This window comes from Otariodibacter oris (genome assembly GCF_009684715.1).
GTDB classification, from domain to species: Bacteria; Pseudomonadota; Gammaproteobacteria; order Enterobacterales; family Pasteurellaceae; genus Otariodibacter; species Otariodibacter oris.
In genome coordinates, this window is sequence record NZ_CP016604.1 from 641,477 (window position 1) to 665,727 (window position 24,251).

At 34.2% G+C, this 24,251-nt stretch carries 28 protein-coding genes; 17 read left to right on the plus strand and 11 right to left on the minus strand.

Annotated elements, in window-relative coordinates:
• Positions 1 to 24: 24 nt before the first annotated feature.
• Together ftsZ and lpxC are read left to right on the plus strand one after the other, a co-directional pair.
• Positions 25 to 1,287, plus strand: a complete 1,263-nt coding sequence (ftsZ, locus tag A6A10_RS02910; RefSeq protein ID WP_121122155.1) for a cell division protein FtsZ — start codon at positions 25 to 27, stop codon at positions 1,285 to 1,287.
• Between the two features lie 24 nt (positions 1,288 to 1,311).
• On the plus strand, positions 1,312 to 2,232 hold the full coding sequence (gene lpxC, locus A6A10_RS02915) for a UDP-3-O-acyl-N-acetylglucosamine deacetylase (RefSeq protein WP_121122153.1): 921 nt from the start codon (positions 1,312 to 1,314) through the stop codon (positions 2,230 to 2,232).
• Between the two features lie 79 nt (positions 2,233 to 2,311).
• On the opposite strand, the gene A6A10_RS02920 is transcribed toward lpxC, so the two are convergent.
• From A6A10_RS02920 to A6A10_RS02960, 9 genes are all read right to left on the minus strand, one after another.
• A complete protein-coding gene (locus tag A6A10_RS02920) occupies positions 2,312 to 2,935 on the minus strand; it encodes a LysE family transporter (RefSeq protein ID WP_121122152.1) in 624 nt (207 codons plus the stop codon).
• Positions 2,936 to 3,406, minus strand: coding sequence for a phosphatidylglycerophosphatase A family protein (locus A6A10_RS02925; protein WP_121122151.1), 471 nt, complete (start codon positions 3,404 to 3,406; stop codon positions 2,936 to 2,938).
• Positions 3,407 to 3,408: 2 nt separating this feature from the next.
• Complete coding sequence (gene thiL / locus A6A10_RS02930) at positions 3,409 to 4,383, minus strand: thiamine-phosphate kinase (RefSeq protein ID WP_121122150.1); 975 nt, start codon at positions 4,381 to 4,383, stop codon at positions 3,409 to 3,411.
• A 9-nt stretch (positions 4,384 to 4,392) separates the two neighbouring features.
• Positions 4,393 to 4,809: a transcription antitermination factor NusB gene (gene nusB, locus A6A10_RS02935; protein ID WP_121122148.1), complete on the minus strand. Its 417-nt coding sequence runs from the start codon at positions 4,807 to 4,809 to the stop codon at positions 4,393 to 4,395.
• Between the two features lie 78 nt (positions 4,810 to 4,887).
• On the minus strand, positions 4,888 to 6,192 hold the full coding sequence (pilQ, locus tag A6A10_RS02940) for a type IV pilus secretin PilQ (protein WP_121122146.1): 1,305 nt from the start codon (positions 6,190 to 6,192) through the stop codon (positions 4,888 to 4,890).
• 13 nt (positions 6,193 to 6,205) lie between these two features.
• Positions 6,206 to 6,616, minus strand: coding sequence for a hypothetical protein (locus A6A10_RS02945; RefSeq protein ID WP_121122144.1), 411 nt, complete (start codon positions 6,614 to 6,616; stop codon positions 6,206 to 6,208).
• Positions 6,617 to 6,625: 9 nt separating this feature from the next.
• A complete protein-coding gene (locus A6A10_RS02950) occupies positions 6,626 to 7,144 on the minus strand; it encodes a hypothetical protein (protein WP_121122141.1) in 519 nt (172 codons plus the stop codon).
• 9 nt (positions 7,145 to 7,153) lie between these two features.
• Positions 7,154 to 7,660: a hypothetical protein gene (locus A6A10_RS02955; protein WP_147404743.1), complete on the minus strand. Its 507-nt coding sequence runs from the start codon at positions 7,658 to 7,660 to the stop codon at positions 7,154 to 7,156.
• Positions 7,642 to 8,187 (minus strand): type IV pilus biogenesis protein PilM, encoded by a 546-nt coding sequence (locus A6A10_RS02960; RefSeq protein ID WP_147404742.1) that lies wholly within the window; start codon positions 8,185 to 8,187, stop codon positions 7,642 to 7,644. Before A6A10_RS02960 ends, A6A10_RS02955 begins: the two co-directional genes overlap by 19 nt.
• A 302-nt stretch (positions 8,188 to 8,489) precedes the next feature.
• Here A6A10_RS02960 and A6A10_RS02965 point away from each other — a divergent pair, with 302 nt between their 5' ends.
• From A6A10_RS02965 to A6A10_RS02985, 5 genes are all read left to right on the plus strand, one after another.
• Complete coding sequence (locus tag A6A10_RS02965; protein ID WP_121122134.1) at positions 8,490 to 11,063, plus strand: penicillin-binding protein 1A; 2,574 nt, start codon at positions 8,490 to 8,492, stop codon at positions 11,061 to 11,063.
• Between the two features lie 237 nt (positions 11,064 to 11,300).
• Positions 11,301 to 11,822: a shikimate kinase AroK gene (gene aroK / locus A6A10_RS02970; protein ID WP_121122132.1), complete on the plus strand. Its 522-nt coding sequence runs from the start codon at positions 11,301 to 11,303 to the stop codon at positions 11,820 to 11,822.
• 22 nt (positions 11,823 to 11,844) lie between these two features.
• Positions 11,845 to 12,930, plus strand: coding sequence for a 3-dehydroquinate synthase (gene aroB / locus A6A10_RS02975; RefSeq protein WP_121122130.1), 1,086 nt, complete (start codon positions 11,845 to 11,847; stop codon positions 12,928 to 12,930).
• 10 nt (positions 12,931 to 12,940) lie between these two features.
• Positions 12,941 to 13,765, plus strand: coding sequence for a Dam family site-specific DNA-(adenine-N6)-methyltransferase (locus A6A10_RS02980; protein ID WP_121122128.1), 825 nt, complete (start codon positions 12,941 to 12,943; stop codon positions 13,763 to 13,765).
• Positions 13,766 to 13,794: 29 nt separating this feature from the next.
• A complete protein-coding gene (locus tag A6A10_RS02985; RefSeq protein WP_121122126.1) occupies positions 13,795 to 15,159 on the plus strand; it encodes a sodium-dependent transporter in 1,365 nt (454 codons plus the stop codon).
• A gap of 82 nt (positions 15,160 to 15,241) precedes the next feature.
• On the opposite strand, the gene A6A10_RS02990 is transcribed toward A6A10_RS02985, so the two are convergent.
• Complete coding sequence (locus tag A6A10_RS02990) at positions 15,242 to 16,684, minus strand: porin (protein WP_121122123.1); 1,443 nt, start codon at positions 16,682 to 16,684, stop codon at positions 15,242 to 15,244.
• A gap of 235 nt (positions 16,685 to 16,919) precedes the next feature.
• Between A6A10_RS02990 and A6A10_RS02995 the strand changes: the two genes are divergently transcribed.
• The 10 genes from A6A10_RS02995 (at position 16,920) to iscX (ending at position 23,537) form a co-directional block, all read left to right on the plus strand.
• Positions 16,920 to 17,204 (plus strand): YfcZ/YiiS family protein, encoded by a 285-nt coding sequence (locus tag A6A10_RS02995; RefSeq protein WP_121122121.1) that lies wholly within the window; start codon positions 16,920 to 16,922, stop codon positions 17,202 to 17,204.
• Between the two features lie 160 nt (positions 17,205 to 17,364).
• A complete protein-coding gene (locus A6A10_RS03000) occupies positions 17,365 to 17,811 on the plus strand; it encodes an Rrf2 family transcriptional regulator (protein WP_121122120.1) in 447 nt (148 codons plus the stop codon).
• Between the two features lie 50 nt (positions 17,812 to 17,861).
• Positions 17,862 to 19,082, plus strand: coding sequence for an IscS subfamily cysteine desulfurase (locus A6A10_RS03005; protein ID WP_121122118.1), 1,221 nt, complete (start codon positions 17,862 to 17,864; stop codon positions 19,080 to 19,082).
• 21 nt (positions 19,083 to 19,103) lie between these two features.
• A complete protein-coding gene (gene iscU, locus A6A10_RS03010; RefSeq protein WP_121122116.1) occupies positions 19,104 to 19,487 on the plus strand; it encodes a Fe-S cluster assembly scaffold IscU in 384 nt (127 codons plus the stop codon).
• Between the two features lie 95 nt (positions 19,488 to 19,582).
• Positions 19,583 to 19,906 (plus strand): iron-sulfur cluster assembly protein IscA, encoded by a 324-nt coding sequence (gene iscA, locus A6A10_RS03015; protein WP_121122114.1) that lies wholly within the window; start codon positions 19,583 to 19,585, stop codon positions 19,904 to 19,906.
• Between the two features lie 11 nt (positions 19,907 to 19,917).
• On the plus strand, positions 19,918 to 20,439 hold the full coding sequence (gene hscB, locus A6A10_RS03020) for a Fe-S protein assembly co-chaperone HscB (RefSeq protein WP_121122112.1): 522 nt from the start codon (positions 19,918 to 19,920) through the stop codon (positions 20,437 to 20,439).
• A 30-nt stretch (positions 20,440 to 20,469) separates the two neighbouring features.
• Positions 20,470 to 21,114 (plus strand): DUF2625 family protein, encoded by a 645-nt coding sequence (locus tag A6A10_RS03025; protein WP_121122110.1) that lies wholly within the window; start codon positions 20,470 to 20,472, stop codon positions 21,112 to 21,114.
• A 22-nt stretch (positions 21,115 to 21,136) separates the two neighbouring features.
• The gene (gene hscA, locus A6A10_RS03030; protein ID WP_121122108.1) at positions 21,137 to 22,993 is read left to right on the plus strand and encodes a Fe-S protein assembly chaperone HscA; all 1,857 of its coding nucleotides are present in this window, start codon (positions 21,137 to 21,139) and stop codon (positions 22,991 to 22,993) included.
• An 8-nt stretch (positions 22,994 to 23,001) separates the two neighbouring features.
• On the plus strand, positions 23,002 to 23,343 hold the full coding sequence (fdx, locus tag A6A10_RS03035; protein ID WP_121122106.1) for an ISC system 2Fe-2S type ferredoxin: 342 nt from the start codon (positions 23,002 to 23,004) through the stop codon (positions 23,341 to 23,343).
• The gene (iscX, locus tag A6A10_RS03040) at positions 23,343 to 23,537 is read left to right on the plus strand and encodes a Fe-S cluster assembly protein IscX (protein ID WP_121122104.1); all 195 of its coding nucleotides are present in this window, start codon (positions 23,343 to 23,345) and stop codon (positions 23,535 to 23,537) included. Before fdx ends, iscX begins: the two co-directional genes overlap by 1 nt.
• A gap of 44 nt (positions 23,538 to 23,581) precedes the next feature.
• Here the strand turns inward: iscX and A6A10_RS03045 are convergent, their stop codons facing one another.
• On the minus strand, positions 23,582 to 24,187 hold the full coding sequence (locus A6A10_RS03045) for a TIGR04211 family SH3 domain-containing protein (RefSeq protein WP_121122102.1): 606 nt from the start codon (positions 24,185 to 24,187) through the stop codon (positions 23,582 to 23,584).
• Positions 24,188 to 24,251 lie beyond the last annotated feature (64 nt).

A 24,251-nucleotide genomic window follows, 5' to 3' on the forward strand; every position in this document is an offset into this window, starting at 1 on the left:
GTTAATGTTTTAGGGAGAATAAACATGTTTGAACCAGTTGTCTTTGATACCACACAAGATGCGGTCATTAAAGTTATCGGCGTCGGTGGCGGTGGTGGTAATGCATTAAATCATATGGTTGGAAGTCAATCAGAGAGTGAAGGCGTTGGTGGTGTTGAATTTTTTTCGGTTAATACGGATGCTCAAGTTTTACGTAGTAGTGTGGTCAGAAATACTATTCAGATTGGTGCTGCAGTAACTAAAGGCTTGGGAGCCGGAGCCGATCCTAATGTAGGACATCAAGCAGCAGAAGAAGATAGAGATGCTTTAACAAACATGATTGCTGGTGCGGATATGGTTTTCATAGCTGTAGGTATGGGGGGGGGTACTGGAACGGGTGCTGCTCCTGTTATTGCAGAGATTGCTAAACAAGAAGGCGCGTTAACTGTTGGGATTGTTACTAAGCCTTTCTCTTTTGAAGGAAGAAAACGTTCTAATTACGCTGAGCAAGGCATTAAAGAGTTAGCTAAACATGTTGATTCTCTTATTATCATTCAAAATGATAAACTACTAAAAGTTCTACCTAAAAATGTTAAATTTAATGAAGCATTTGGTGTCGCAAATGATGTACTACGTAATGCCGTATTAGGCATTACAGATATGATTACGTCGGAAGGATTAGTTAATGTCGATTTTGCTGATGTGAAGAAAGTTATGTCTGAAATGGGACGAGCGATGATGGGAACTGGTATTGCGGAAGGTGAGAATCGTGCTGAAAATGCTGCTAAGGAAGCTGTAGCAAGTCCATTACTTGAAGATGTAGATTTATCAGGAGCAAAAGGTATTTTGGTTAATATTTCTTCTGGTTTTGATATTGAACTTGCAGAAGTTAATACTATTATGGAGTATGTAACAAGTTTTTCTGATCCTGATGCGGCTATTATTTTTGGTTCTGCATTTTATCCAGAAATGGAAGGGAAAATTAGAGTAACTTTAGTTGCAACGGGGATTGGGCAACCAGAAGAGATTGTTCCTCCAAGAATGACAGGATACCCTAATCAAGGAGCAACTCCACAGCAACATATGGGCGGACAACCGAATAATTTACATGGACAAACAATGCCTCATCAAGGTCAAATTGGTTCTCCTTCATTTGTAAATAATATGGGTAGTGGATATTCACAGCAACAGAATCAGTTCAATCATCAAAATCAACAACAGTCATCGCATAAGCCACAACAAGTGGATAGTGATCAAGTTTTCTCACCAAGTTCAATACCTGGTTTTATGAGAAATGGACAGCGATAGTTTGATACCAGTGAAGGATAGAATATGATTAAGCAAAGAACACTTAAAAAAGTGGTAAAAGTAACTGGAATTGGTTTACATAGTGGTAAAAAAGTAACTTTGACATTACGTCCAGCTCCAGCAAATACGGGTATTTTATATGCCCGTACAGATTTAGAACCAGCAGTTTATTTTCCTGCAAGTGCTGATATGGTTGGAGATACTACTTTATGTACTTGTATGATGAATGATGATGGTGTGAGAATCTCTACTGTTGAGCATTTGAGTGCTGCAATGTCAGCTTTAGGATTGGATAATGTAATTGTAGAAGTTGATGCACCAGAAATTCCAATAATGGATGGGAGTTCTAGTCCATTTATTTATTTGTTACTAGATGCTGGTATTGAAGAACAAGATTCCCCTAAAAAGTTTATTCGTATTAAGGAATCAATAAGAGTTGAAGATGGCGATAAGTGGGCGGAGTTTAAGCCTTATAATGATGGGTTAAGATTAGATTTTACAGTTGATTTCCAACATCCATTGATTACTAAAGATGTAAAAAATTATAAGATGGAATTATCTGCTCAAAATTTTATTCAGCAACTCAGTCGTGCTAGAACTTTTACATTCATGAAAGATGTTGAATATCTTCAATCAATGGGACTTGCATTAGGTGGTAGTTTAGATAATGCAATTGTATTAGATGATTACCGTATTTTGAATGAAGATGGTTTACGTTTTAAAGATGAGCTAGTAAGACATAAAATGTTAGATGCTATCGGCGATTTATTTATGTGCGGACATAATATCTTAGGTGATTTTAGTGCATATAAATCAGGTCATGGATTAAATAATAAATTACTTCGTAAAGTATTAGCTACTCAAAGTTCGTGGGAATTTGTAACCTTCAATGATAAGGCTCAAGTTCCTTATGAGTATGAAATCAAGGATAGAGTACTTATATAGTAGGTTATCTCCCTTTTCTCTATTTTTATATCATTTTATCAAAAAGCCGAATCAATTGATTCGGATTTCTCGTTCTCTTTTAGCTAAAGAATAGAGTTATAAGTCCTTCATAAATTAAACTCACACCAAAAATTATAAACACAATCCCTGCTATATTATCTAAATAATGGTTGTATTTAGTATAAAATAATTGAATTTTATGATGGGAAAATAGAATACTAACAAGCGTAAAATAAGCAAAGCCGCTACCTGTTAATATAAGTAGAACCAATAAAATATCTTGTATACTTGATAAATTGGATACATAACCAGAAAGAACACTACTAAAGAAGATGATGATCTTTGGATTAGAAAGATTTATCAGTAATCCACCTAATATTTCTTTCCAGATCGATTGTTTTTCTTCAGTTTTTTTATCTGAGAGTTGGGTATTTTTGGTGACTTGCACCATCTTTAATCCGCCATAAGCTAAGTAAGCTCCCCCAAATAACATTAAGATGTATTGAAAGTTAGGGATGGTATTATTAATTACAGCTAATCCAAATAAAACAAGTAGTGACCAGAAGGCAATACCAAGTGTTATGCCTAAACTGGCTAATATAGCATTTTTTCTAGAATCTCCCATCGCTTTGCGGGTGACGTATAAAAAATCAGGACCAGGACTAATTAATCCTGCTAGTTGTACAAAGAATATTGTCCACATTTATAAAATCCTAAAAAAACAGTATAGAGTAAAACTAGTATAGACTGCTGCAATTATATCATCAAGCATAATACCTAACCCGCCAGAAACATGATTGTCAATGTAGCGAATTGGGTAAGGTTTCCAAATATCAAATATACGAAATATAATAAAAGCTAGAATGTAATAAGTGACAGTATATTGTGGTAGAAAACTGAATATAAAAAATATAGCGACAATTTCATCCCAAACAATACGTCCATCATCATGAGTTTGTATATCGTCGCTTGTTTTTTGACAGATATAGCAACCTAATGAGAACGATACTATGGTAAAAATAACAAAAAATGTAGTGGAAGCGGTGAGATTCCATATCAATATTGCAATTAACGTGCCTAGTAGAGATCCCCATGTGCCTGGCGCTGGTTTAATTAAACCGGATCCAAAACCTACAGCAAGCAGATGAATGGGATTTTTTAAATTAAATTTCATGACTATTTATTAAAATGATCAAAACCAATATGTTGAGGCAATATAATTGCATTGCCTTTATCGAATAATTTTACTTCATTAACTTGATTCGTGATTTTTCCGATACAAGTACAGTTAAACCCTTTTTCCATTAATACTTTTTCTAGCGTCTTCAGTTTTTCTGGTGAGATTGTGAAACATAATTGGTAATCCTCTCCTCCTGTTAAAGCAAACTGTTCAGCTTGTTTTTTTCCATAGCGTGCAACAAGTGTTGATGATAACGGTAAATTTTCAATATATATTTCAGCCCCACACTGACTACGATTTAAAATATGTTTGAGATCTGCAATGAGTCCATCAGAAATATCAATCGCACATTGGCTATATGAAGTTAATACTTTTCCTAATTCTACTTGTGAAATAGGATGTAGATGTTGGCGAATAAGGTATTGCTCTTCTTGACTATAGTTATTTTCTGAATAATTTAATAATAAGTCTAATCCTGCTGCGCTATCACCTATATTTCCTGAAACAAAAATCAAATCTCCAACTTGTGCTTTGTGTCGAAATAACCCTTGATTTTGTTCAAGTACACCTTGAACAGTCAATGTTATAGATAAATGCCCCTTAGTTGTATCTCCACCAATTAGAGCAACATTATAGTGATCTAAAATATTAAATAGGCTATTGCTGAATTCAGATAACCAATCATTGTCAATATTTGGAAGGGTAAGGGCAAGAGATGCCCACAGAGGAGTAGATCCCATTGCTGCGAGATCACTAAGGTTAACAGCTACAGATTTATAAGCTAAATCAGAGGGTGATATGGTTGGCAAAAAATGCGTGCCAGAAACTAATGTATCTGTTGTAATTACTATATTTTGCCCTGATTTTATTTGGGTAACTGCACAGTCATCCCCAATAGATAACATGATATCTTCGCGGGATAATTGCTTATGTTTTGAAAAATATTTTGCAATTAGATCAAATTCACCCATGTTTAATCCTTAACGATTATTGCGAATTTTAATAGCAAGTTTATCTAGTATACCATTTACATACTTATGGCTATCATCTGAGCCAAATACTTTCGCTACTTCTATACCTTCATTAATGACGACTTTATAAGGTACGTCCAGTTCATATTGTAATTCATAAGCAGACATACGTAGAATTGAACGTTCTATAGGATCGACTTCATTTTCATCACGATCTAAGTAAGGGAGAAGTGATAGATCAATATCTTCAATATGCTCTATTGTTCCACGTAATAATTTTCGGAAATAAGGCATATCAACCCCTTTCATATCTTGATCAGTAACGAAGGATAGTTCAATCTGTTCAATTTCATTTTGTGAAATATGCCAAGAGTAAATTGCTTGAACTGCACATTCTCTTGCGCGACGACGTGGAGAAACTTTCATAAAACCTCAAATTTATAGCGTAAATATTCAGTATTTACCTAAGATTAAAAATAGCCGAGCATTCTATCATAGTTCATCTCATTTATGCGCAGATTTCTTGATTTTTACTGTTGATTGCGGGTTTATGATATAAGGTGTGACGAATATAATGAGTTCTCGTTTTGATATTTTATCTCTACTTTGACTAAATAGATGCTTTATAACAGGAATACTACCTAATATTGGTACTCGATTTTCACTTTTTGAAATAAGGTGCTGAAATACTCCTCCTAATACGATGGTTTCACCATGATGAGCAATCACTTGTGTTTTTAATTCTTGTTTATCTATAGTTGTGAGTTCATTTACACCTTGTTGGCTGTTAGGGGCATTTTGAGTGACAAGTAAATCCAGTAAAATTTGGTTATTTCTAGAAAGCTGAGGAGTAACCTCTAAGCCTAGTACGGCTTTTTTAAATTCAACATCTGTTGTTTCGCTTTTTTTATCATAAATAGCGTAAGGAATTTCAGTACCTTGTTTAATACTGGCCTGTTGCTTATTCGTGGTTAATAAACGAGGGCTTGCAATAATTTCAACATGATTTTCACGTTCTAATGCGTTTAGTTCTAGATCAAGCACTCTGCCATTGATTTTCGCAATTTGTAAAACAGCAGAGGCAGCATTGCTGACAGGAAAGTTTACATTAAGATTATTGACCACACTTCCATTCCCTTCAAGATTTCCTGCAAAGGAGTGATGTTGATCCGTGGGAGAAAATAGCCCCCATCTAACACCTAATTCTTTTAAGTTTTCACTGCTAATAGTCACTATTCTAGCTTCGATTGCTATCTGTGGGATTGGCATATCAAGTTGCTTTATCAATTGAGATATAGTGTTAATTGATTTTTCAGTATCTTTTATAATGATTTGATTACTTCTATCATCAAAATGCAAATAGCCAGCTTCAGATAAAATATTTCCATTACCTTTTGTGATAGATTCAATAATCTTTGAGGCTTTAGAATGATATAACTTGATTGTTTTTGTTTTGAGAAATATAGAAGTATCTGGAATATTCGTAATATTAGGAACACTTTGATTAAGATTGTCATCTAAGGTATTCAGAGGTTTTTCCTCTTTTGAAACCATATAGATATTATCATTTTTATGTATGGACAAATTATTTATTATTGCTATCTGATTGATAATTTTATTAAAATCACTTTGCTTTATGTATAAAGTTGTGTTTGAGTCTATATTATCTTTTACAATAATATTATTTCCCGTTTCTATAGCAAGGTAAGAGAGTATTTCTTTTGTTGGGGCATCTTTTAAAGAGATAGTAATTGATGATGAAAATGCAGTCTGAATAAAAAATATGGTGATTAGATTAAAGTATTTCATTTTACCTCTATTACTATATGGCTAATTTTATCTTTATTGGTGTTTTGCAATTATTGCTTTTACCCCAATCTATATATTCTATTTCTTTTGAGTTTATATCTATAATTTGTATTTTTGACGGCTCTATCATTTGATCTTTTTTTAGCTCAATAATTCTTAAAGCATCATTTAGTAAGAGCCCTGTAAAGTTATCATCTATACTAATGATCCCTATTAGTTTTAATTCTTGAAATTTTTCTACTATATTTATAGTTTCTAGGTTGTCCTCTTTATTACAGTTTAAATGAGATTTTTCATTTTTTAGTATAATTTCTTCATTTTTTTTAACTTCTTCATTTATATCTTCTTCATCATAGAATGGATCAGCATAAGCTATAGTGATATTTAATATAATAAAAAGAAAAGTAAGAATGGTTTTTTGCATATAATTTCCTTAGGGGATAATTGTTAATGTTATATCTAACTCGATAGATTTATTTATACCGGTTTTGGATAATATTAGTTCAGTAAATTTTAGGTGTTTTATTTTATTTATATCTTGTATGATGTTGATAGATTTTTTACTGTTTTGGGTTGATATTACATTTATCTTTTGGCTATCACCAAAATACCATTGTAAATTATTTAACTTTCCTCCATTTTTTATTATTATTTCTTTAATTTTACTATCAATAATAGATATACTACCAGTTTTTTTGCTTTTTTCTTGGTTTTTTTTATATGCTTTGGATAATATTATTGACTTATTTTTTAATTTTTCTTGATAGCTTTCCTGTATTTCTAGTTCTTTATTTAGCATGTTTTTTAATCTAAAGTAGTTTGTTGCTGATAAGGTAATCGTTATCAGCATTATAATTAATATCATCTGTATACGTTTTTTATTAATAATGTTAATTATTTTATATTTTTTCTTTGTTGGTGATGTATACAGTTTTTTTAATGTTTTTTGCATAATTTTATTTTAATGTATTGATATTGAAAATAATATTCTATGATCATCTATTGTTTGAAAGTTCTCAATAGTATATTTATACTTTCTTGTCTTTAATTGTTCTTCTATTTTTTTGAATTCTTCTCTGTTATTTACTTTGCCCTCTAAGACAAGTAGGGTTTGATCACTATTTTTATGTATTTCAACGGTTGATAAAGAACCAGATGTTTTTATTTCTTTTAGATAATTTGTTAATTCTGAAATTTTTTCTCTTGGGATATATTCTTTTCTTATGGTGCTTTTTTTGGAAATGCTTATAATATTATTTTCTATTTCTTTCATTTTTTCTTTATATGCTATGTTTTTATTTTTTATAGTTATGTAGTCTAAATATATATCTCTTTGATATATATATGAAAAATAAGTAAAGGTGAATAAAGTAAATATAAAGGTTACCATTATTAATATATTTGATTTGGATTTATTAACCCATTTTTTAGCATTATGATCGGTTAAATTTATACCTTGCCATTCCATAAACATGCTCCCAATGCTAATAAATACATATCGAGGTCTAGAATTTTCTCAGATTCGTTTATGTGTTCTATCGTTAGAACATTTAGTACATCACCATTTTCTTGTATGAGTAATTTATCTAATTGGAATTGAACAATAGAATTTCTGAACTTATAGTAATTTTTGTGTACAGTATCGTATGGAACAGAGGATAAGTAGTGGAATGCTCTTAAGTAACAGTATAATTCACAATCTAAAATTGTGAGTTCATTGATAAATAGGGAGTGAGCAAATTCTTTACGTAATGCATAAATGATTGTTCTGATTGCTGATTTAGAGTGATTTTTTTCAACATAATAGTCAAAAAAGACATCCTCTAAATCGACAGGAAGTTCTATCTTAAGAATTTCTATGATTTTCTTATAGCACATTTCATCAGAATAATGATGAGGGAAAAAGACATATTTTCGCCAAATATAGTGATGAGGTACTGGTCTGATGATCGTAACTTTTTTGGGGAGATCCTCGCTATCTTGTATATCAAGCAACGTAGATTTTAAAGATTTGGATTTGTTTACCCAAAGAGTGCGTATTGTTCTGTTTTGTATATATAACACACAATAATAGAGATCATTTTCACTAATACCTATTTGTATAGGAGTGCTTGTGGATTCTGATATATTGATGTTTAAGAGTTTTTTCAGCATGATTACTCGTTATTTATAAAAGATTAAGCGATAAAAACAGCTTTTTGTTAAGTTTTAGCTTATAATTAACCTGTTTATTCAAAGTATTTGCATATATTGGGTGCAAATTTAGTTTTAGTCATTTGTTAAAAGGGTCTTTTTCGATGAAGATCGTAAAAATTATATTTAGTAGTTTTCTTACATTATTTATTCTGGGATGCATTGTTGCAGGTTTAGGTTACATGCATTTCAAACAAGGTTTACCAGATGTAGCAACTTTAAAAACTGTAGAATTACAGCGACCAATGCAGATATTTACTGCTGATGGAAAATTAATTGGTGAGGTTGGTGAAGAACGTCGTATTCCTGTTAAGTTGAGTGACATTCCTACAGCTTTAATTGATGCAATTATTGCAACTGAGGATGCTCGTTTCTATGAACACAAAGGTATTGATCCTAAAGGTATTTTACGTGCTATATGGCGTTCTGCTAATGGAGATCAACAAGGTGCGAGTACCATTACTCAGCAATTAGCTCGAAATTTTTTCCTCTCTCCTGAAAGAAAAATAGAAAGAAAAATTAAAGAAGCTATTTTAGCTGTAGAGATAGAGCAGAACTTAACTAAAGATGAAATTTTAGAGCTTTACCTTAATAAGATTTACTTGGGCTATCGTTCCTATGGTGTTGCTGCCGCAGCTAAGACATATTTTGGAAAAGATTTAAATGAGTTAACTTTATCTGAAATTGCAATTATTGCTGGATTACCTAAAGCACCATCGACAATGAATCCATTATTTTCAGTGAAAAGGGCAGAAGATCGTCGTAATGTCGTATTGGGAAGAATGTTAGACGTAGGAAAAATTACTCAAGAGCAGTATGAACAAGCTAAAGCTGAACCGATTAATGCGAAATTTCATGGCGCATCTTTAGAATTCAGAGCAGATTATGTGACAGAGATGATTCGTCAAGAAATGGTAAAACGGTATGGTGAAGAAGCAGCATACACTAAGGGGTACCAAGTATATGCCACTGTCTTGTCGGATGATCAAAGAGAAGCGCAAAACTCTCTACGAAATAATTTAATTGATTATGACCGCCGTCATGGTTGGAGAGGTGCAGAGCAACTTTGGAAACCAAATGAAGAAGCTTGGGATGAAGAAACTATTATTGATCACTTGAGTAAATTACCAAATTCAATACCTTTTATTGGTGCTGCAGTGTTAAGTACTGCAAAAGACAAGGCCAATATTTTATTGAATAATGGCGAAAAAGTAGAGCTAAAATTAGGGGGTATGAAATGGGCAAGAAAATTTATTAGTGACTCAGCTAAAGGGAAAACTCCTACTTCTGTCAGTGATGTAATTCATACAGGAGAACAAATTTGGGTTAAACAAGATAGATCTGGAAATTGGGAATTAGGACAAATTCCAGAGGTAAATTCTGCTCTAGTTTCATTAAATAGTGATAATGGTGCAATAGAAGCCATTGTAGGTGGATTTAGTTTCGAACAAAGCCGTTTTAATCGTGCAACTCAATCTTTGGTGCAAGTTGGTTCTTCTATAAAACCATTTATTTATGCAGCTGCTTTAAATAAGGGATTAAGTTTGGCAACGACTTTAAGTGATCAACCTATTACAATTGTAAAGAAGGGGCAAAAGCCATGGTCACCTAAAAATTCACCTAATGTTTATGAAGGTACGTTGCGTTTGCGTGTAGGTTTGGGTAAATCAAAAAATGTCATGATGGTTAGAACAGTTCAAATGGCAGGAGTTGACTATATCGCTGATTATTTACAACGTTTTGGGTTTGATCGAAAACAATATCAAGCAACGGAAGCTTTGGCGCTTGGTGCTGCTTCTTTTACTCCTCTTGAAATGGCTAGAGGATATGCCACATTTGATAATGGTGGTTATTTGATTGAACCTTATTTAATTGAGCGTATCGTTGATGGAAATGGTCAGGAAATATTTAAGGCGAATCCTGCTATGGCTTGTTTAACTTGTAATGATATTCCTGTTGTTTATCCTGAACCTAATTATTTTGACTTTATTAAAATTGAAGAATCGCCTGTTCATGATGTTAATATAGATGATGTAACAGATATTATTCCTGGCCTTGATATAAATATGATTCAAAAAGACGAGATGCCAAGTTTAATGGTAGAGTCTGGATTGAATTCTCAAGAAAAACGTCATGCTCCACGCGTTATTAGTGGTGAAATAGCTTTTCTTATGAGGAGCGCCTTACATACAGCGATTACTGGTGAACCAGGTCAAGGTTGGAGAGGGACTGGGCATCGTATTGTTGGTCAAATCAAACGTCAGGATATTGGTGGAAAAACTGGGACAACTAATAATTCAAAAATTGCTTGGTATGCAGGATTTGGTGCTAATTTAGTTACTACTGTTTATGTTGGTTTCGATGATAATAAGCGTGATCTTGGTAGAGGAGAAGCAGGAGCACAAACAGCTTTACCCGCTTGGATTGGTTATATGAAATCAGCATTAAAAGATAAATCTGAAAGAAAAGAAATATTGCCACCAAATATTGTGACTGCAAAAATTGATGCATCTACAGGATTTTTAGGTAATAGTTTGACTGAATACTTTATTAAAGGGACTGAACCAACAAGAAGATTTATTATTGAGAAAGGTTATCAAATTGATAATGGTAACCCTCGTTTAGGATTACCGAACTCAGGAACCTCAAATGGAACAGGGAGCCAAGAATTATTCTAAATTTTACGAGATAGGTACAGTTTAGGTTGAAAAGAAGGGTGGTTTATTGCGATAATGGCATCCATCTTTCTCTTTGGGCGATTTGTGGTTTAATTAGTATATAAGTGTATTATTTATAATCACTTTTTTGTAAATTTTAACTCATAACAGACCGCTTGTTTTTACAAGCGGTCTGTTTTTTCGACATTTTTACCACAAATTAGGTTATTAATCTTTAAATATGAAAAGAAAAAAAGAATGGCAGAAAAACGTAATATTTTTTTAATCGGTCCTATGGGAGCAGGTAAAAGTACAATTGGGCGTCAGCTAGCACAAATGCTAAATATGGATTTTTTAGATTCTGATGCTGTAATTGAAGAACGAGCTGGTGCTGATATTGACTGGATTTTTGATATAGAGGGGGAAGAAGGTTTTCGTAAGCGTGAAGAGCGGGTTATTAATGAATTAACGCATTCTCAAGGATTAGTTCTTTCGACAGGAGGGGGATCTGTTGTTTCTAAGGACAATCGTAATGCTTTATCTGCTCGTGGTATCGTGGTCTATTTAGAAACATCCGTTGATAAACAATTTGAGCGTACTCAGCGAGATAAAAAGCGACCATTGCTACAAAATGAAGATCCTTATCAGATCTTACAAGAGCTTGCGAAAGTACGTAATCCATTGTATGAAGAAATCGCAGATATTACCTTACAGACAGATGAACAAACAGCAAAAGTTGTTGCAACTAAGATCATTGAAATGATCGATAATTTGCAATAAATATAATGAAAAGGGAGTTGTAATGTTAACAGTCGATGTTGAGCTAAAGGATAGGAAATATCCTATTTCTATCGGTGAAAATCTATTAGATAAGATTGAGAGTTTTTATCCGCTCAAATCTGGAGATAGAGTAATGATTGTTTCCAACCCTACAATTGCCAAATATCACCTTGCAACAGTTGAAAACACACTATCCCAATTAGAATGTATTGTTGATCATGTTCTTATACCAGATGGTGAACAGTATAAGACACTGGATTCATTAAATTTAATTTTTACCACTTTACTTGAAAAAAATCATAATAGAGATACAACAATTATTGCATTAGGTGGTGGTGTAGTTGGTGATATTGCTGGGTATGCAGCAGCTTCTTATCAGCGTGGAGTGAGATTTATTCAAATTCCAACAACATTATTAGCACAAGTTGATTCATCCGTAGGAGGAAAGACGGCAGTTAACCATCCATTAGGTAAGAACATGATCGGTGCATTTTATCAACCTATTTCTGTAATTATTGATATCAACACACTAAATACCTTACCCAAAAGAGAGATTAGTGCAGGATTGGCTGAAGTGATTAAATATGGTGCAATCTTTGATATTCAATTTTTTGAATGGTTGGAAGACCATATAGATGGTCTTGTGAGCTTAGAATCATCACTGCTTGCATATTGTATTGAGCGTTGCTGTCAGCTAAAATCGATGGTTGTTGCAAAAGATGAAAAAGAAAATGGTGAACGTGCTTTATTAAATTTTGGACACACTTTTGGGCACGCAATTGAAGCTCATTTAGGATATGGAAATTGGTTACATGGTGAAGCTGTTGCAGTCGGAATGTTAGAGGCAGCTGCATTATCTCATTTGAATGGCGATATTACGGAAAAAGAAGTAGCTAGACTAGAATTGCTACTTGCTAGAGCTAATTTACCAACATATTCTCCAGATGGTATGCTTTCAAATGAGTATTTACCTTATATGAAACGTGATAAAAAAGTATTGGGTAGTAAATTACGTTTTATTCTATTAAAGTCTCTCGGCTCTGCTTATATCGCGACAAATGTTTCAGAAGATAAAGTGATACAAGCTATTTCTCATTTTGTTGAATAATTAAGTAAATATGAATACTAAGCAAAGAGCTTTCTTGAAGTGGGCAGGAGGAAAGTATCGCTTAATTGAAGATATTGCTCGTCATTTACCAAATAAATCTTGCTTAGTTGAGCCATTTGTTGGGGCTGGATCGGTTTTTTTAAATACAGAATTTGAACGTTATGTGCTAGCTGATATTAATCCCGATCTTATCAATCTATTTAATATTATAAAACAAGATGTAGAGAGTTATCTTTCGGATGCAAAATCGCTTTTTGAAAATTCTCAAGCCAATACTCCTCTGTTTTATTATCAGTGTCGCCAAGAGTTTAATTCATCAAATGATGTATTTAGACGCTCGGTCTTATTTCTCTATCTAAATCGATTTGGTTTTAATGGGTTATGTCGTTATAACCAGAAACACGAGTTTAATGTACCTTTTGGCTCATATGCTCAGCACTATTTCCCAGAAAAAGAACTCCGATATTTTGCAGAGAAAGCTCAACACGCAATATTTATTTGCGCTGGGTTTGAGCAAACGTTTGAATATCTTTTAGAGAATATGGAAGATTGTGTTGTGTATTGTGACCCACCTTATGCACCCCTTGAGCAAGAAAGTAATTTCACACAATATGCCGGCGGTGGATTTAGTCTAGAGAACCAAAAATTATTAGCATATTATGCTGAAAAGGCAAAAGATAAAAATATTCCCGTACTAATTTCTAATCATGATACAGCATTCACTAGAGAAATATATAAAAATGCTGAACTTACAACTTTTAAAGTGCAACGACACATTGGGCAGAAGTCACATTCTCGTATAAAGGTTGATGAACTTTTTGCACTTTTTTCTTAGTTATTACAAGAATTTTATTTGGAGTACAAATGATAGAACAACAAAATCGTATAGAAAGACAGTCTTGGTCAAACCGTTTGGCATATATTATGACTGTAGCTGGAGCTACTGTTGGCTTCGGTGCAACTTGGCGCTTTCCTTATCTTGTAGGTGAGAATGGTGGTGGCGCTTATGTTATGCTTTTTTGTCTTGCTATGATTGTAATTGGAATTCCAATGATTCTGGTTGAGAATGTAATTGGACGACGAATTAAAGTGAATGCAATAGATGCTTTTTCGGGAAGAATAAATGGTCGTAATATTCATCCAGCATGGAAAATATTAGGTTATATGGGATTATTAGGTGCGTTTGGTATTCTTGCTTATTACATGGTTCTTGGTGGATGGGTCATTAATTATATTATTAGCTTTATTACGGGAGCTTTAGATATTTCATCACCTATTTCGGTTGATACTGCATCAATTTATTTTCAAAATAGTATCTTTAATAGTCCACTTGCCATTATTGGTTATACTGCAATTTTTGTTATTGTAAATTATGTGATTCTTGCAAAAGGAATTGTGGATGGTATTGAGAAGTCCGTAAAATATTTAATGCCTTTATTATTTATTTTTCTGATTATTATGGTAATTAGAAATGTCACTTTGCCTGGTGCAATGGAAGGTATTCGCTTTTATCTTATGCCTGATTTCTCAAAAATTACGCCGAAGCTGTTTGTTTTTGTCTTAGGACAAGTATTTTTTGCATTGAGTTTAGGATTTGGCGTATTAATTACCTTATCGAGTTATTTAGATAAAAAAGAGAATTTAGTAAAAACAGCCATGATTACGGGGGTATTAAATACCTTTATTGCTTTATTGGCAGGTTTTATGATTTTCCCTTCATTATTCAGTTTTGGTATTGCTCCAAATTCTGGACCAACGTTAGTTTTCCAAAGTTTACCTATCGTATTTTCTCATATGTGGGGCGGTACTATTTTTTCGATTATTTTCTTTAGTTTACTGATTGTTGCAGCACTGACTACCTCCTTAACTATTTGTGAAGTGATCATTACTGCGCTGCAAGAAAAAACTAAAATGGGACGTAAAATGGCGATATTAGTCACTTTAGGTGCTATTTTTGTTTTGGGGAATATTCCTTCTATATTAGGAGACAGCAGATGGAAAGATGTCACTATCATGGGAAAAAGTATTTTTGATGCCTTTGATTATATTAGTGGCAATATTCTATTTATATTGACTGCATTAGGTAGTGCCATCTTTGTTGGTTTTGTTTTAAAAGATGAAGCAAAAGAAGAGCTTGGAGCAGGAAAATTATTTACATTGCTATGGTTTAATTATGTGAAATATATTATTCCTATTATCATCACAATTATTTTCTTTAGTTCGTTGTAATTAAATTGAATATCAGTAGTATGTTGGGTTAATGATAAAAAAAGACCAAGCTTTTAAACTTGGTCTTTCTTTATAAGGTAAATTAGAATTTATAGTTAATATTTAAACCATAAAGGCTAGCTTTAGCGGTTGTTTTAAACTCTACAAGCCCATCTTCAGTAAAGTTATTTTTGCTTCCTTTGAGGTATGAATAACCTAGATCAGCAGAAATATTTGGTGTAAATTTATATGTCGCCCCAATTGAATACCATGTACGATCTGTATCAGGAATAGAAATAGATGGATTGCTAATACTTGCGGTTTCATCATAAGCAATACCTGTACGTACAGTTAATTTTTCTGTGAAATCATAAGAAAAACCGACCGCAATTCTTGATGCATCATTAAAATTCTCAGTTTTATGGAATAAGGTATTTCCAGTTTGAAGGCTAGTTGCTTCTAAGCTTTTAAATGTACTCCAATTTGTTCTTTTATAGCTATATTGAAAAGCTAATTTATCTGTTAATTTATGATAGCCTGAAATTTCCCAAAATGATGGTAGTTTAAGAGTTAATGCTCCAGGCATTGTTACTCCACCAGTTATATTATCCATTTCTACAACATTTGGAATAGGCATTGATACTGTGTTTAAATATTCACCTTTAAATTTGATTTTAATTGGTGAGTGATAAGACACCCCTATACGATTAGCTTGATTAAGTTCGTATAATAATCCTACATTCCATCCTAGAGCCCATTTATCTCCAGTTAGTTTGTGAATGATAGTTTTATTTTCTATTGAAGCATAATTTCTTGCTATTACTGCTGCTTGGCTTGCTTGTGCTGCAAATTGCTGTGCTTGTGCCATTGCAATTTGTGCTTCTTGGGTACGTCCAGCATTAAGGTATTCTTGTGCTACAGTTCCAGCTTGTTGTGCCGCCATAGCAGCTTGTTGTGCGTTTTGTTGCGCCCTAAGAGCAACAGCTTTACCTAATAATCCTAAATTTCTTTCTAATTCAGCTTTTGCCTTAACAACATCAAGCCCAATCCCGATACTAAAACCATAACCTAAGTTATAGGCACTACTAAGATTTAGATTAATTGCTGATAGTTCTGTTCTCCCACCGAAGAAACCAGCATTGTAGTTAGGGGTATATTCTGACTTTAAGCCATAGTTAACATTCATTCCTCCACCCACAACAAAACGATCATTTACTGGTACTACAATATATGCGTTTGGAACAACTGCATTTGGAACAATATTTTCTTGATTAGCAGTAGCAGGAGACGAAGTGAATTTTCCATTAATATTCACATCTGAGTCAACTAATACACCACCAGCTGAAATTTCAATATTTTTAAATTTTGTCATTAATGCTGGATTACTGGCAACTACAGATGCATTATCTGCTACAGCAGCATTACCTGCATACGCAAGACCCAACCCTGATGTTGAAATTTCTGCTAATTGAAATGCTGCTGCTGATGCTCCACCTGCAAAAATAGATAATAAAGATGCGATAGTTGTTTGAGTAAACTTTGTCATAAAGCCCCTTAAGATTAATTATTAGGAATATTTTTAATAAACTATGTTGTTATTAAATAGAGTAAACAAATCACTATGATTTTAGGTACTTACTTGTAGTCAATCAATGAAATTCAGTGGAAATAAGAAGAGTTCCGACCAGTTATTAAAAAGGTTGATAATTGGATTTGATGTTATTTTATAAGGAGAGTAAAATTAATGACGGTAGTATTTTATATCGGTTTTAGGAGAAAATATGTCTGAATATAAAGCAAATGAAAGTCCTATGTGTTGTTGTGTGGATGTTGGGACAGTGATTGATAATAGTGATTGTTCTGTCAATTTTACCCAAATATATAGTGAAAAATCTGAAGCAGAAGATGCATTATCTTATCTGACAAGTAAAGCTAAAGCCGCTGAGTCAGATCCGTGTTCTATTACTAGTGACATTGTTAAAACTGAAAGTGGATACCAATTACAGGCTAATTTTGATTTTAGTTGCCAAGCTGAAGCAATGATTTTTCAACTTTCAACTCGTTAGTTTCTACTTTAACAACAGTTAATAAATAGTATTTATTGATAAAATCTATTTTACATATTTGCAAAACCTTTCTGTGATTCCTTCAAAATACTTGACTAATTTAGTATGGTATATAGAATTTACATTATTGATTAGTCATTCTTAAATATAAGGTTGAAGTATGAAATTAACTTCTCGAGGACGCTATGCAGTTACTGCAATATTGGATATTGCGCTACATGGCAAGTCATTGCCTGTCAGCCTAATGGATATTTCTGAACGTCAATCTATCTCTCTCTCTTATTTAGAACAGTTATTTGCTCAATTACGTCGGGAAGGCATCGTTAATAGTGTTCGAGGCCCTGGTGGTGGTTATCAATTAGGTAAATCACCTCAAGAAATTAATATTGGTATGATTATTGCTGCTGTAAATGAAAGCATTAATGTCGCAAAATGCAAAGGTAATGGTAATTGCAGTAACAATAATTTATGTTTAACCCATTCTTTATGGGAAAGATTAGAGGATCAGATAGAAGGATTTTTACATAAAATCACCTTGGAAGAATTGATTGAAGAGCATAGTGATCACAATTGTGCTATCTCTCACTGCCATGATCACAGCCACTAAAAAGTAATGATTCAAATTAATGTAATCTTACTTATCGTTCAGGAGTAACAATGAAATTACCAATTTACTTAGATTATGCTGCAACAACGCCAATGGATGAGCGTGTTGCAAAAAAAATGATGGAATATATGACCAAAGATGGGATTTTTGGTAATCCTGCATCTCGTTCACATAAATTTGGTTGGGAAGCAGAAGAAGCAGTTGATGTTGCTCGCAATCAGATTGCAGACCTAATTGGTGCAGATTCAAGAGAAATCGTTTTTACGTCAGGTGCAACAGAATCGGATAACTTAGCAATAAAAGGCGCAGCACATTTTTACCAAACAAAAGGTAAACATGTTATTACTGTTAAAACAGAGCATAAAGCAGTACTAGATACTTGTCGTCAATTAGAACGTGAAGGCTTTGAGGTTACTTATTTAGATCCTGAAGCAGATGGTTTGATTGATTTGGAAAAATTAGAAGCAGCGATCCGTCCAGATACTATTTTAATTTCCGTTATGCATGTGAATAACGAAATTGGTGTTATTCAACCAATCGCCGAAATTGGAAAAATGTGTAGAGAAAGAAAGATTATTTTCCATGTAGATGCAACGCAAAGTGTCGGTAAAGTACCTGTTGATGTGAAAGCATTAAATATTGATTTAATGTCATTCTCTAGCCATAAATTATATGGGCCTAAAGGTATCGGTGGCTTATATGTATGTCGTAAACCAAGAGTACGTTTAGAGGCAATTATTCATGGCGGTGGTCATGAGCGTGGTATGCGTTCAGGTACACTTCCTGTACACCAAATTGTGGGTATGGGTGAAGCATATCGTATTGCCAAGGAAGAAATGGCAACAGAAATGCCGAGAATTAAAGCATTGCGTGACCGTTTATACAATGGCTTTAAAGACATGGAAGAAGTCTATGTCAATGGTTCAATGGAAGAAGGCAAACGAGTTGATAGCAATTTGAATATCAGCTTTAACTTTGTTGAAGGTGAATCTATGATGATGTCATTACGTGATATCGCAGTTTCTTCTGGTTCGGCATGTACATCAGCAAGTTTAGAACCATCTTATGTTCTTCGAGCATTAGGTCGCAATGATGAATTAGCACATAGTTCAATTCGTTTTTCATTAGGACGTTGGACAACAGAAGAAGAGATTGATTATACGATTGATCTTGTTAAGCAAGCAGTACTTAAACTTCGTGACTTATCACCTCTTTGGGATATGCATAAAGAGGGTATTGACCTTGATTCAATTGAATGGTCACACCACTAATTACAAGAGGGGAATTTAAAAATGGCATATAGTGATAAAGTTATCGATCATTATGAGAACCCAAGAAATGTGGGTTCATTAGATAAAAAATCAGCGGATGTTGGAACGGGTATGGTTGGCGCACCAGCTTGTGGTGACGTAATGCAACTTCAAATTAAAGTAAATGATAGTGGTATCATTGAAGATGCACGTTTTAAAACTTATGGCTGTGGTTCTGCGATTGCTTCAAGCTCTTTGATTACAGAATGGGTAAAAGGTAAATCATTAGACGAAGCTGCATCCATTAAAAATAGTCAAATTGCAGAAGAATTAGAATTACCACCAGTGAAAGTTCACTGTTCAATTTTAGCTGAAGATGCAATTAAAGCAGCGATTGCTGACTATAAAGAAAAAAATACGAAATAATTTTTAGATAAGCGGTCAGTTTTTGTGATTTTTTTGCAAGATCTGGCCGCTTTTATTTTGGTATTTTGATTTAATTCATTCGCAGAGGATAAAGTATGAGTATTATTTTGACAGAAACCGCCGCAAATCGAGTAAGAACTTTTCTAGATAATAGAGGCAAAGGAATTGGTTTGCGGTTAGGTGTAAAAACTTCGGGCTGTTCTGGCTTAGCTTATGTTTTAGAGTTTGTTGATGTATTAAATGAAGATGATCAAGTATTTGAACAGCATGGCGTAAAGATTATTGTTGATGCTAAAAGTTTAGTTTACCTAGATGGCACAGAATTAGATTATGTCAAAGAAGGATTAAATGAAGGATTCAAATATAGCAATCCTAATGTCAAAAATGAATGTGGATGTGGTGAAAGTTTCCATGTTTAGGAGAGCATAAAATGTTAAATCCTTTTTCACTTTTTGAGTTGCCAGTACAATTTAGCGTAGACACGACTTTACTTTCTGAGCGTTATCTCTCCTTACAAAAGTCATTGCATCCTGATAATTTTGTTGCACACTCAGCTCAAGAGCAGCGATTGGCTATGCAAAAGTCAGCAGAAATTAATGATGCATTACAAGTGTTAAAAAATCCCATCTTAAGAGCGGAAGCGATTATTCAATATTATACGAATGCAGAGCAAGATGTTGAGCAGAAAAGTACGAATGATGTCACTTTTTTAATGCAGCAGATGGAATGGCGAGAAAAATTAGAAGAGATTGAGGCAGAAAAAAATGAAGATGAATTATCTGCGTTTACTTCAGAAATAGAAAATATACAGCAATCTATCTTGATGCAATTAGAAAAAGAACTCAATGAGCAACAATGGGCTCAAGCCTCATTAACTACTGATAAATTACGTTTTATCAAGAAATTAATGGTCGAAATAGAGCAAGTTGAAGAAAAGTTATTTGATTATTGAGTGTAAGTTAGCGATATAAAATTGATTCATATGAAAACCTTAGAAGAATTATTAGATAAAGAAAACAGCGCTTGGAAAATTATGCATTCGTGGTTCGACTCTGCTAAAAATCAATATGAAATTTTACCTAAAGATGTTGAGTCAGCGGGTAAAGAATTGGTTGGAATGCAACTTTCAACTAAAACTCCGTTAGGATCCATTATTTATGAAACAGGTGGTATTCTCATTGATAATGGTTGGTTACGGATTCTTGGATCAGGTAGTCCAAAGCTTCCCAGAGGTTTTTTCGAGTGGAATTTTGGTAAAACATTTGAGTCATCAGGTGAAAGACCATTACATTTATTAGTGGCAGATGATGTTATTGGTGGCTATTTTGCTATTAATGGTGGCGGACTAGGTGAAAAGGTTGGAATGGTTTATTACTATCACCCTACAAAACAAAAATGGGAAAGTATCGGTTTGAATTATTCACAATTTATCGGCTGGGCATTAACTGCTGATATTGGTAGTTTTTATCACGCATTACGTTGGAAAAATTGGCAATCAGACATTCAAACGGTAAGAGGTGATCAGGTGATTAATCGTGATACCAAAGTATTACAGCCTATAGAGCGACATTATCAATCGACATTCACTAATGATGATAAATACAGTTTCGGCTATTCCGTTAATTAAATAAAAAAAGAGATATAAATCAATGGCATTACTTCAAATTGCAGAACCAGGTCAAACAGCAGCGCCTCATCAGCATCGTTTAGCGGTTGGGATCGATTTAGGTACAACGAATTCGCTTGTCGCAAGTATAAGAAGTGGTCAAGCGAACGTATTATTAGATGAGAAAGAGAGAGCTCTTGTCCCCTCAGTTGTTCATTATTCCCCAAGTCATAAAATCGTGGGAGTGGAAGCTTTTGCACAAGCAAGTATCGATCCTCAAAACACTGTAATTTCTGTAAAACGATTGATTGGACGTAGCTTAGTGGATGTTCAGCAATCCGATAAAAAATCGCCTTATAAATTTATTGAAAGTGAAAATGGGTTACCGCTCATTGAAACTGCACAAGGCTTAAAAAGTCCTGTTGAAGTCTCAGCAGATATTCTACAACATTTGAATACTTTGGCAGAAAAACGATTAGGTGGTGAATTATCTGGTGTCGTGATCACAGTGCCTGCTTATTTTGATGATGCACAACGTCAGAGTACCAAAGATGCTGCACGTTTAGCGGGGGTTAATGTATTGAGATTACTTAATGAGCCAACGGCTGCAGCCATTGCTTATGGGCTTGATAGTGAGCAAGAAGGGGTTATCGCTGTTTACGATTTAGGTGGTGGTACATTTGATATCTCTATTTTAAGATTAAGTCGTGGTGTGTTTGAAGTGCTATCGACAGGTGGTGACACTGCTCTAGGTGGAGATGATTTTGACCATTTATTAGCAAATTGGATCGCAGAGCAAGCGGGTGTAAACGTTGATGGTATTCATCAGCAACGCGAATTATTAACTTTAGCCAGTGAAGCTAAGATTGCATTATCACAAGCGGATAGTTATTCACTGCATTTTGCAAATTGGGAAGGTGAGATTACCCGTTTACAATTTAATCAACTGATCCAACCGCTTGTAAAACGCTCTTTGATGACTTGTCGCCGAGCATTAAAAGATGCGGGTATTACAACAAGTGATGTAAAAGAAGTGGTCATGGTTGGCGGATCTACTCGTGTTCCTTTTGTACGAGAACAAGTAGGCGAATTTTTCGGTAGAGAGCCTTTAACTTCAATTGATCCAGATAAAGTTGTGGCATTAGGTGCGGCAATTCAAGCTGATATTTTAGTGGGCAATAAACCAGATTCTGAAATGTTATTGCTAGATGTTGTACCGTTATCATTAGGAATCGAAACAATGGGCGGATTAGTGGAGAAAATTATTCCACGAAATACTACAATTCCTGTCGCAAAAGCCCAAGAATTTACTACGTTTAAAGATGGTCAAACAGCCATGACAATCCATGTATTACAAGGCGAACGTGAATTAGTAAGTGATTGTCGTTCATTAGGTCGTTTTACCCTAAGGGGTATTCCACCAATGGTGGCGGGGGCAGCACATATTCGAGTGACTTACCAAGTTGATGCCGATGGTTTATTGAGCGTAACGGCAATGGAAAAATCAACCAAGGTTCAAGCGTCGATTCAAATTAAGCCTTCTTATGGCTTAACAGATGAAGAGGTTACGGAAATGATCCGCTCTTCAATGAGCAATGCCAAAGAAGATATTGAAGCTCGCCAATTAGCAGAAGTCAGAGTGGATGCTGATCGAGTGATTGATAGTGTCATAGTTGCCTTACAAGAACATGGTGAGCAATTATTATCTATTGATGAATTTAAGTCTATTGAAAGTGAATTAGCGCGTTTAATTGAAACGAAGAAAGGCACTGATCTTCAAGCAATTCAACAAGGCATCAAAGATGTTGATATTGCAACCCAAGCATTTGCTGCGAGACGAATGAATTTATCAATTCAAAAAGCATTAGCAGGTAAAGCTGTTGATGAAATTATTAAATAGAGGATATTATGCCAAAAGTTATTTTTCTTCCTAATGAAGAATTTTGCCCAGAAGGAATGGTGGTGGATGCACAGCCTGGGGACAATCTACTTGAGATTGCTCACAATGCAGGCGTGGAGATCCACAGTGCATGTGATGGTTCTTGTGCGTGTACGACTTGCCATGTTGTTATTCGGGAAGGGTATGATTCTCTGAATGAAACAAGTGAGCAAGAAGAAGATATGCTAGATAAAGCATGGGGGCTAGAAATGGAGAGTCGCTTGTCTTGCCAAAGTATTATTGGTGAAGAAGATGTCGTGGTGGATATTCCTAAATATAATCTAAATCAAGTCAATGAGGTAGCACACTAATGAAATGGACAGATGCACAGGAAATCGCATGGGCTTTGTATGACAGAGACCCAGATTTAGATCCGCAAACTGTACGTTTTACAGATTTGCATCAATGGATCTGTGATTTGGAAGGGTTTGATGATGATCCTGAAAAATCAAATGAATCTATTTTAGAAGCAATTTTATTAAAATGGATTGAAGAGTATGAATAAAAATAAGGTGGGAGTTTCCCACCTTATTTTTTGCTTACTGTCTGCTACCATCCATTATTACGTCTACGACGAGGTATAAAAACGGGAATAAGTAACCCAAGTAGTAATCCAGCCCCAAGGACACTGCCCCCATAAATAAAGTATTGAATCATAATCTCACGGGATTCAGCATCTTGCATTGTTTCTAGATCTCGATTTTTATTTTTTAGAATATCAAGCTCTCTCTTTAATCTGGCATTTTGGTCGAGTAATTCACTACTTTGTTGATCTGACTGTTGTACTCGTCTTTGCATTTCTGCTGTGCGTTGTTGCCAATCACCATCAATTTTATTTAATTTAACCGTCAGCTCTTCTATTTGTTGCTGAAGTTGCGGTATTAATTCTTTTGAACTCGGGGTCGTGGAAAGTTCACTATTCAAAATCCAAGCTTCTCTATTTTTTGCATCTCGAATTAATGAATAACGATCTCTCTTTTCTAATACTGAAACCTGTTCACCTGCCTGAATTGTGCCTGATATCTTATATTGATCACCCGCACCTCTTCTCAAATAGGTATGTAAGTTATCAGTGACATACAGTGTTTCAGCGAATATTGGCAGCGAAGTTATACATATTAAGCTACCTAATAGAATAGAGAATATTTTTTGCATGATTAGAATCCTATATAAAAAATAAAGAGAAATACAGTAATTGTACTTCTCTTTATTTAGCTGA

What these genes read in the sequence shown, in the direction of transcription:
- ftsZ (WP_121122155.1), top strand. Translation starts at nt 25, where the DNA reads ATGTTTGAACCAGTTGTCTTTGATACCACACAAGATGCGGTCATTAAA.
- lpxC (WP_121122153.1), top strand. Translation starts at nt 1,312, where the DNA reads ATGATTAAGCAAAGAACACTTAAAAAAGTGGTAAAAGTAACTGGAATT.
- A6A10_RS02920 (WP_121122152.1), bottom strand. Translation starts at nt 2,935, where the DNA reads ATGTGGACAATATTCTTTGTACAACTAGCAGGATTAATTAGTCCTGGT.
- A6A10_RS02925 (WP_121122151.1), bottom strand. Translation starts at nt 3,406, where the DNA reads ATGAAATTTAATTTAAAAAATCCCATTCATCTGCTTGCTGTAGGTTTT.
- thiL (WP_121122150.1), bottom strand. Translation starts at nt 4,383, where the DNA reads ATGGGTGAATTTGATCTAATTGCAAAATATTTTTCAAAACATAAGCAA.
- nusB (WP_121122148.1), bottom strand. Translation starts at nt 4,809, where the DNA reads ATGAAAGTTTCTCCACGTCGTCGCGCAAGAGAATGTGCAGTTCAAGCA.
- pilQ (WP_121122146.1), bottom strand. Translation starts at nt 6,192, where the DNA reads ATGAAATACTTTAATCTAATCACCATATTTTTTATTCAGACTGCATTT.
- A6A10_RS02945 (WP_121122144.1), bottom strand. Translation starts at nt 6,616, where the DNA reads ATGCAAAAAACCATTCTTACTTTTCTTTTTATTATATTAAATATCACT.
- A6A10_RS02950 (WP_121122141.1), bottom strand. Translation starts at nt 7,144, where the DNA reads ATGCAAAAAACATTAAAAAAACTGTATACATCACCAACAAAGAAAAAA.
- A6A10_RS02955 (WP_147404743.1), bottom strand. Translation starts at nt 7,660, where the DNA reads ATGGAATGGCAAGGTATAAATTTAACCGATCATAATGCTAAAAAATGG.
- A6A10_RS02965 (WP_121122134.1), top strand. Translation starts at nt 8,490, where the DNA reads ATGAAGATCGTAAAAATTATATTTAGTAGTTTTCTTACATTATTTATT.
- aroK (WP_121122132.1), top strand. Translation starts at nt 11,301, where the DNA reads ATGGCAGAAAAACGTAATATTTTTTTAATCGGTCCTATGGGAGCAGGT.
- aroB (WP_121122130.1), top strand. Translation starts at nt 11,845, where the DNA reads ATGTTAACAGTCGATGTTGAGCTAAAGGATAGGAAATATCCTATTTCT.
- A6A10_RS02980 (WP_121122128.1), top strand. Translation starts at nt 12,941, where the DNA reads ATGAATACTAAGCAAAGAGCTTTCTTGAAGTGGGCAGGAGGAAAGTAT.
- A6A10_RS02985 (WP_121122126.1), top strand. Translation starts at nt 13,795, where the DNA reads ATGATAGAACAACAAAATCGTATAGAAAGACAGTCTTGGTCAAACCGT.
- A6A10_RS02990 (WP_121122123.1), bottom strand. Translation starts at nt 16,684, where the DNA reads ATGACAAAGTTTACTCAAACAACTATCGCATCTTTATTATCTATTTTT.
- A6A10_RS02995 (WP_121122121.1), top strand. Translation starts at nt 16,920, where the DNA reads ATGTCTGAATATAAAGCAAATGAAAGTCCTATGTGTTGTTGTGTGGAT.
- A6A10_RS03000 (WP_121122120.1), top strand. Translation starts at nt 17,365, where the DNA reads ATGAAATTAACTTCTCGAGGACGCTATGCAGTTACTGCAATATTGGAT.
- A6A10_RS03005 (WP_121122118.1), top strand. Translation starts at nt 17,862, where the DNA reads ATGAAATTACCAATTTACTTAGATTATGCTGCAACAACGCCAATGGAT.
- iscU (WP_121122116.1), top strand. Translation starts at nt 19,104, where the DNA reads ATGGCATATAGTGATAAAGTTATCGATCATTATGAGAACCCAAGAAAT.
- iscA (WP_121122114.1), top strand. Translation starts at nt 19,583, where the DNA reads ATGAGTATTATTTTGACAGAAACCGCCGCAAATCGAGTAAGAACTTTT.
- hscB (WP_121122112.1), top strand. Translation starts at nt 19,918, where the DNA reads ATGTTAAATCCTTTTTCACTTTTTGAGTTGCCAGTACAATTTAGCGTA.
- A6A10_RS03025 (WP_121122110.1), top strand. Translation starts at nt 20,470, where the DNA reads ATGAAAACCTTAGAAGAATTATTAGATAAAGAAAACAGCGCTTGGAAA.
- hscA (WP_121122108.1), top strand. Translation starts at nt 21,137, where the DNA reads ATGGCATTACTTCAAATTGCAGAACCAGGTCAAACAGCAGCGCCTCAT.
- fdx (WP_121122106.1), top strand. Translation starts at nt 23,002, where the DNA reads ATGCCAAAAGTTATTTTTCTTCCTAATGAAGAATTTTGCCCAGAAGGA.
- iscX (WP_121122104.1), top strand. Translation starts at nt 23,343, where the DNA reads ATGAAATGGACAGATGCACAGGAAATCGCATGGGCTTTGTATGACAGA.
- A6A10_RS03045 (WP_121122102.1), bottom strand. Translation starts at nt 24,187, where the DNA reads ATGCAAAAAATATTCTCTATTCTATTAGGTAGCTTAATATGTATAACT.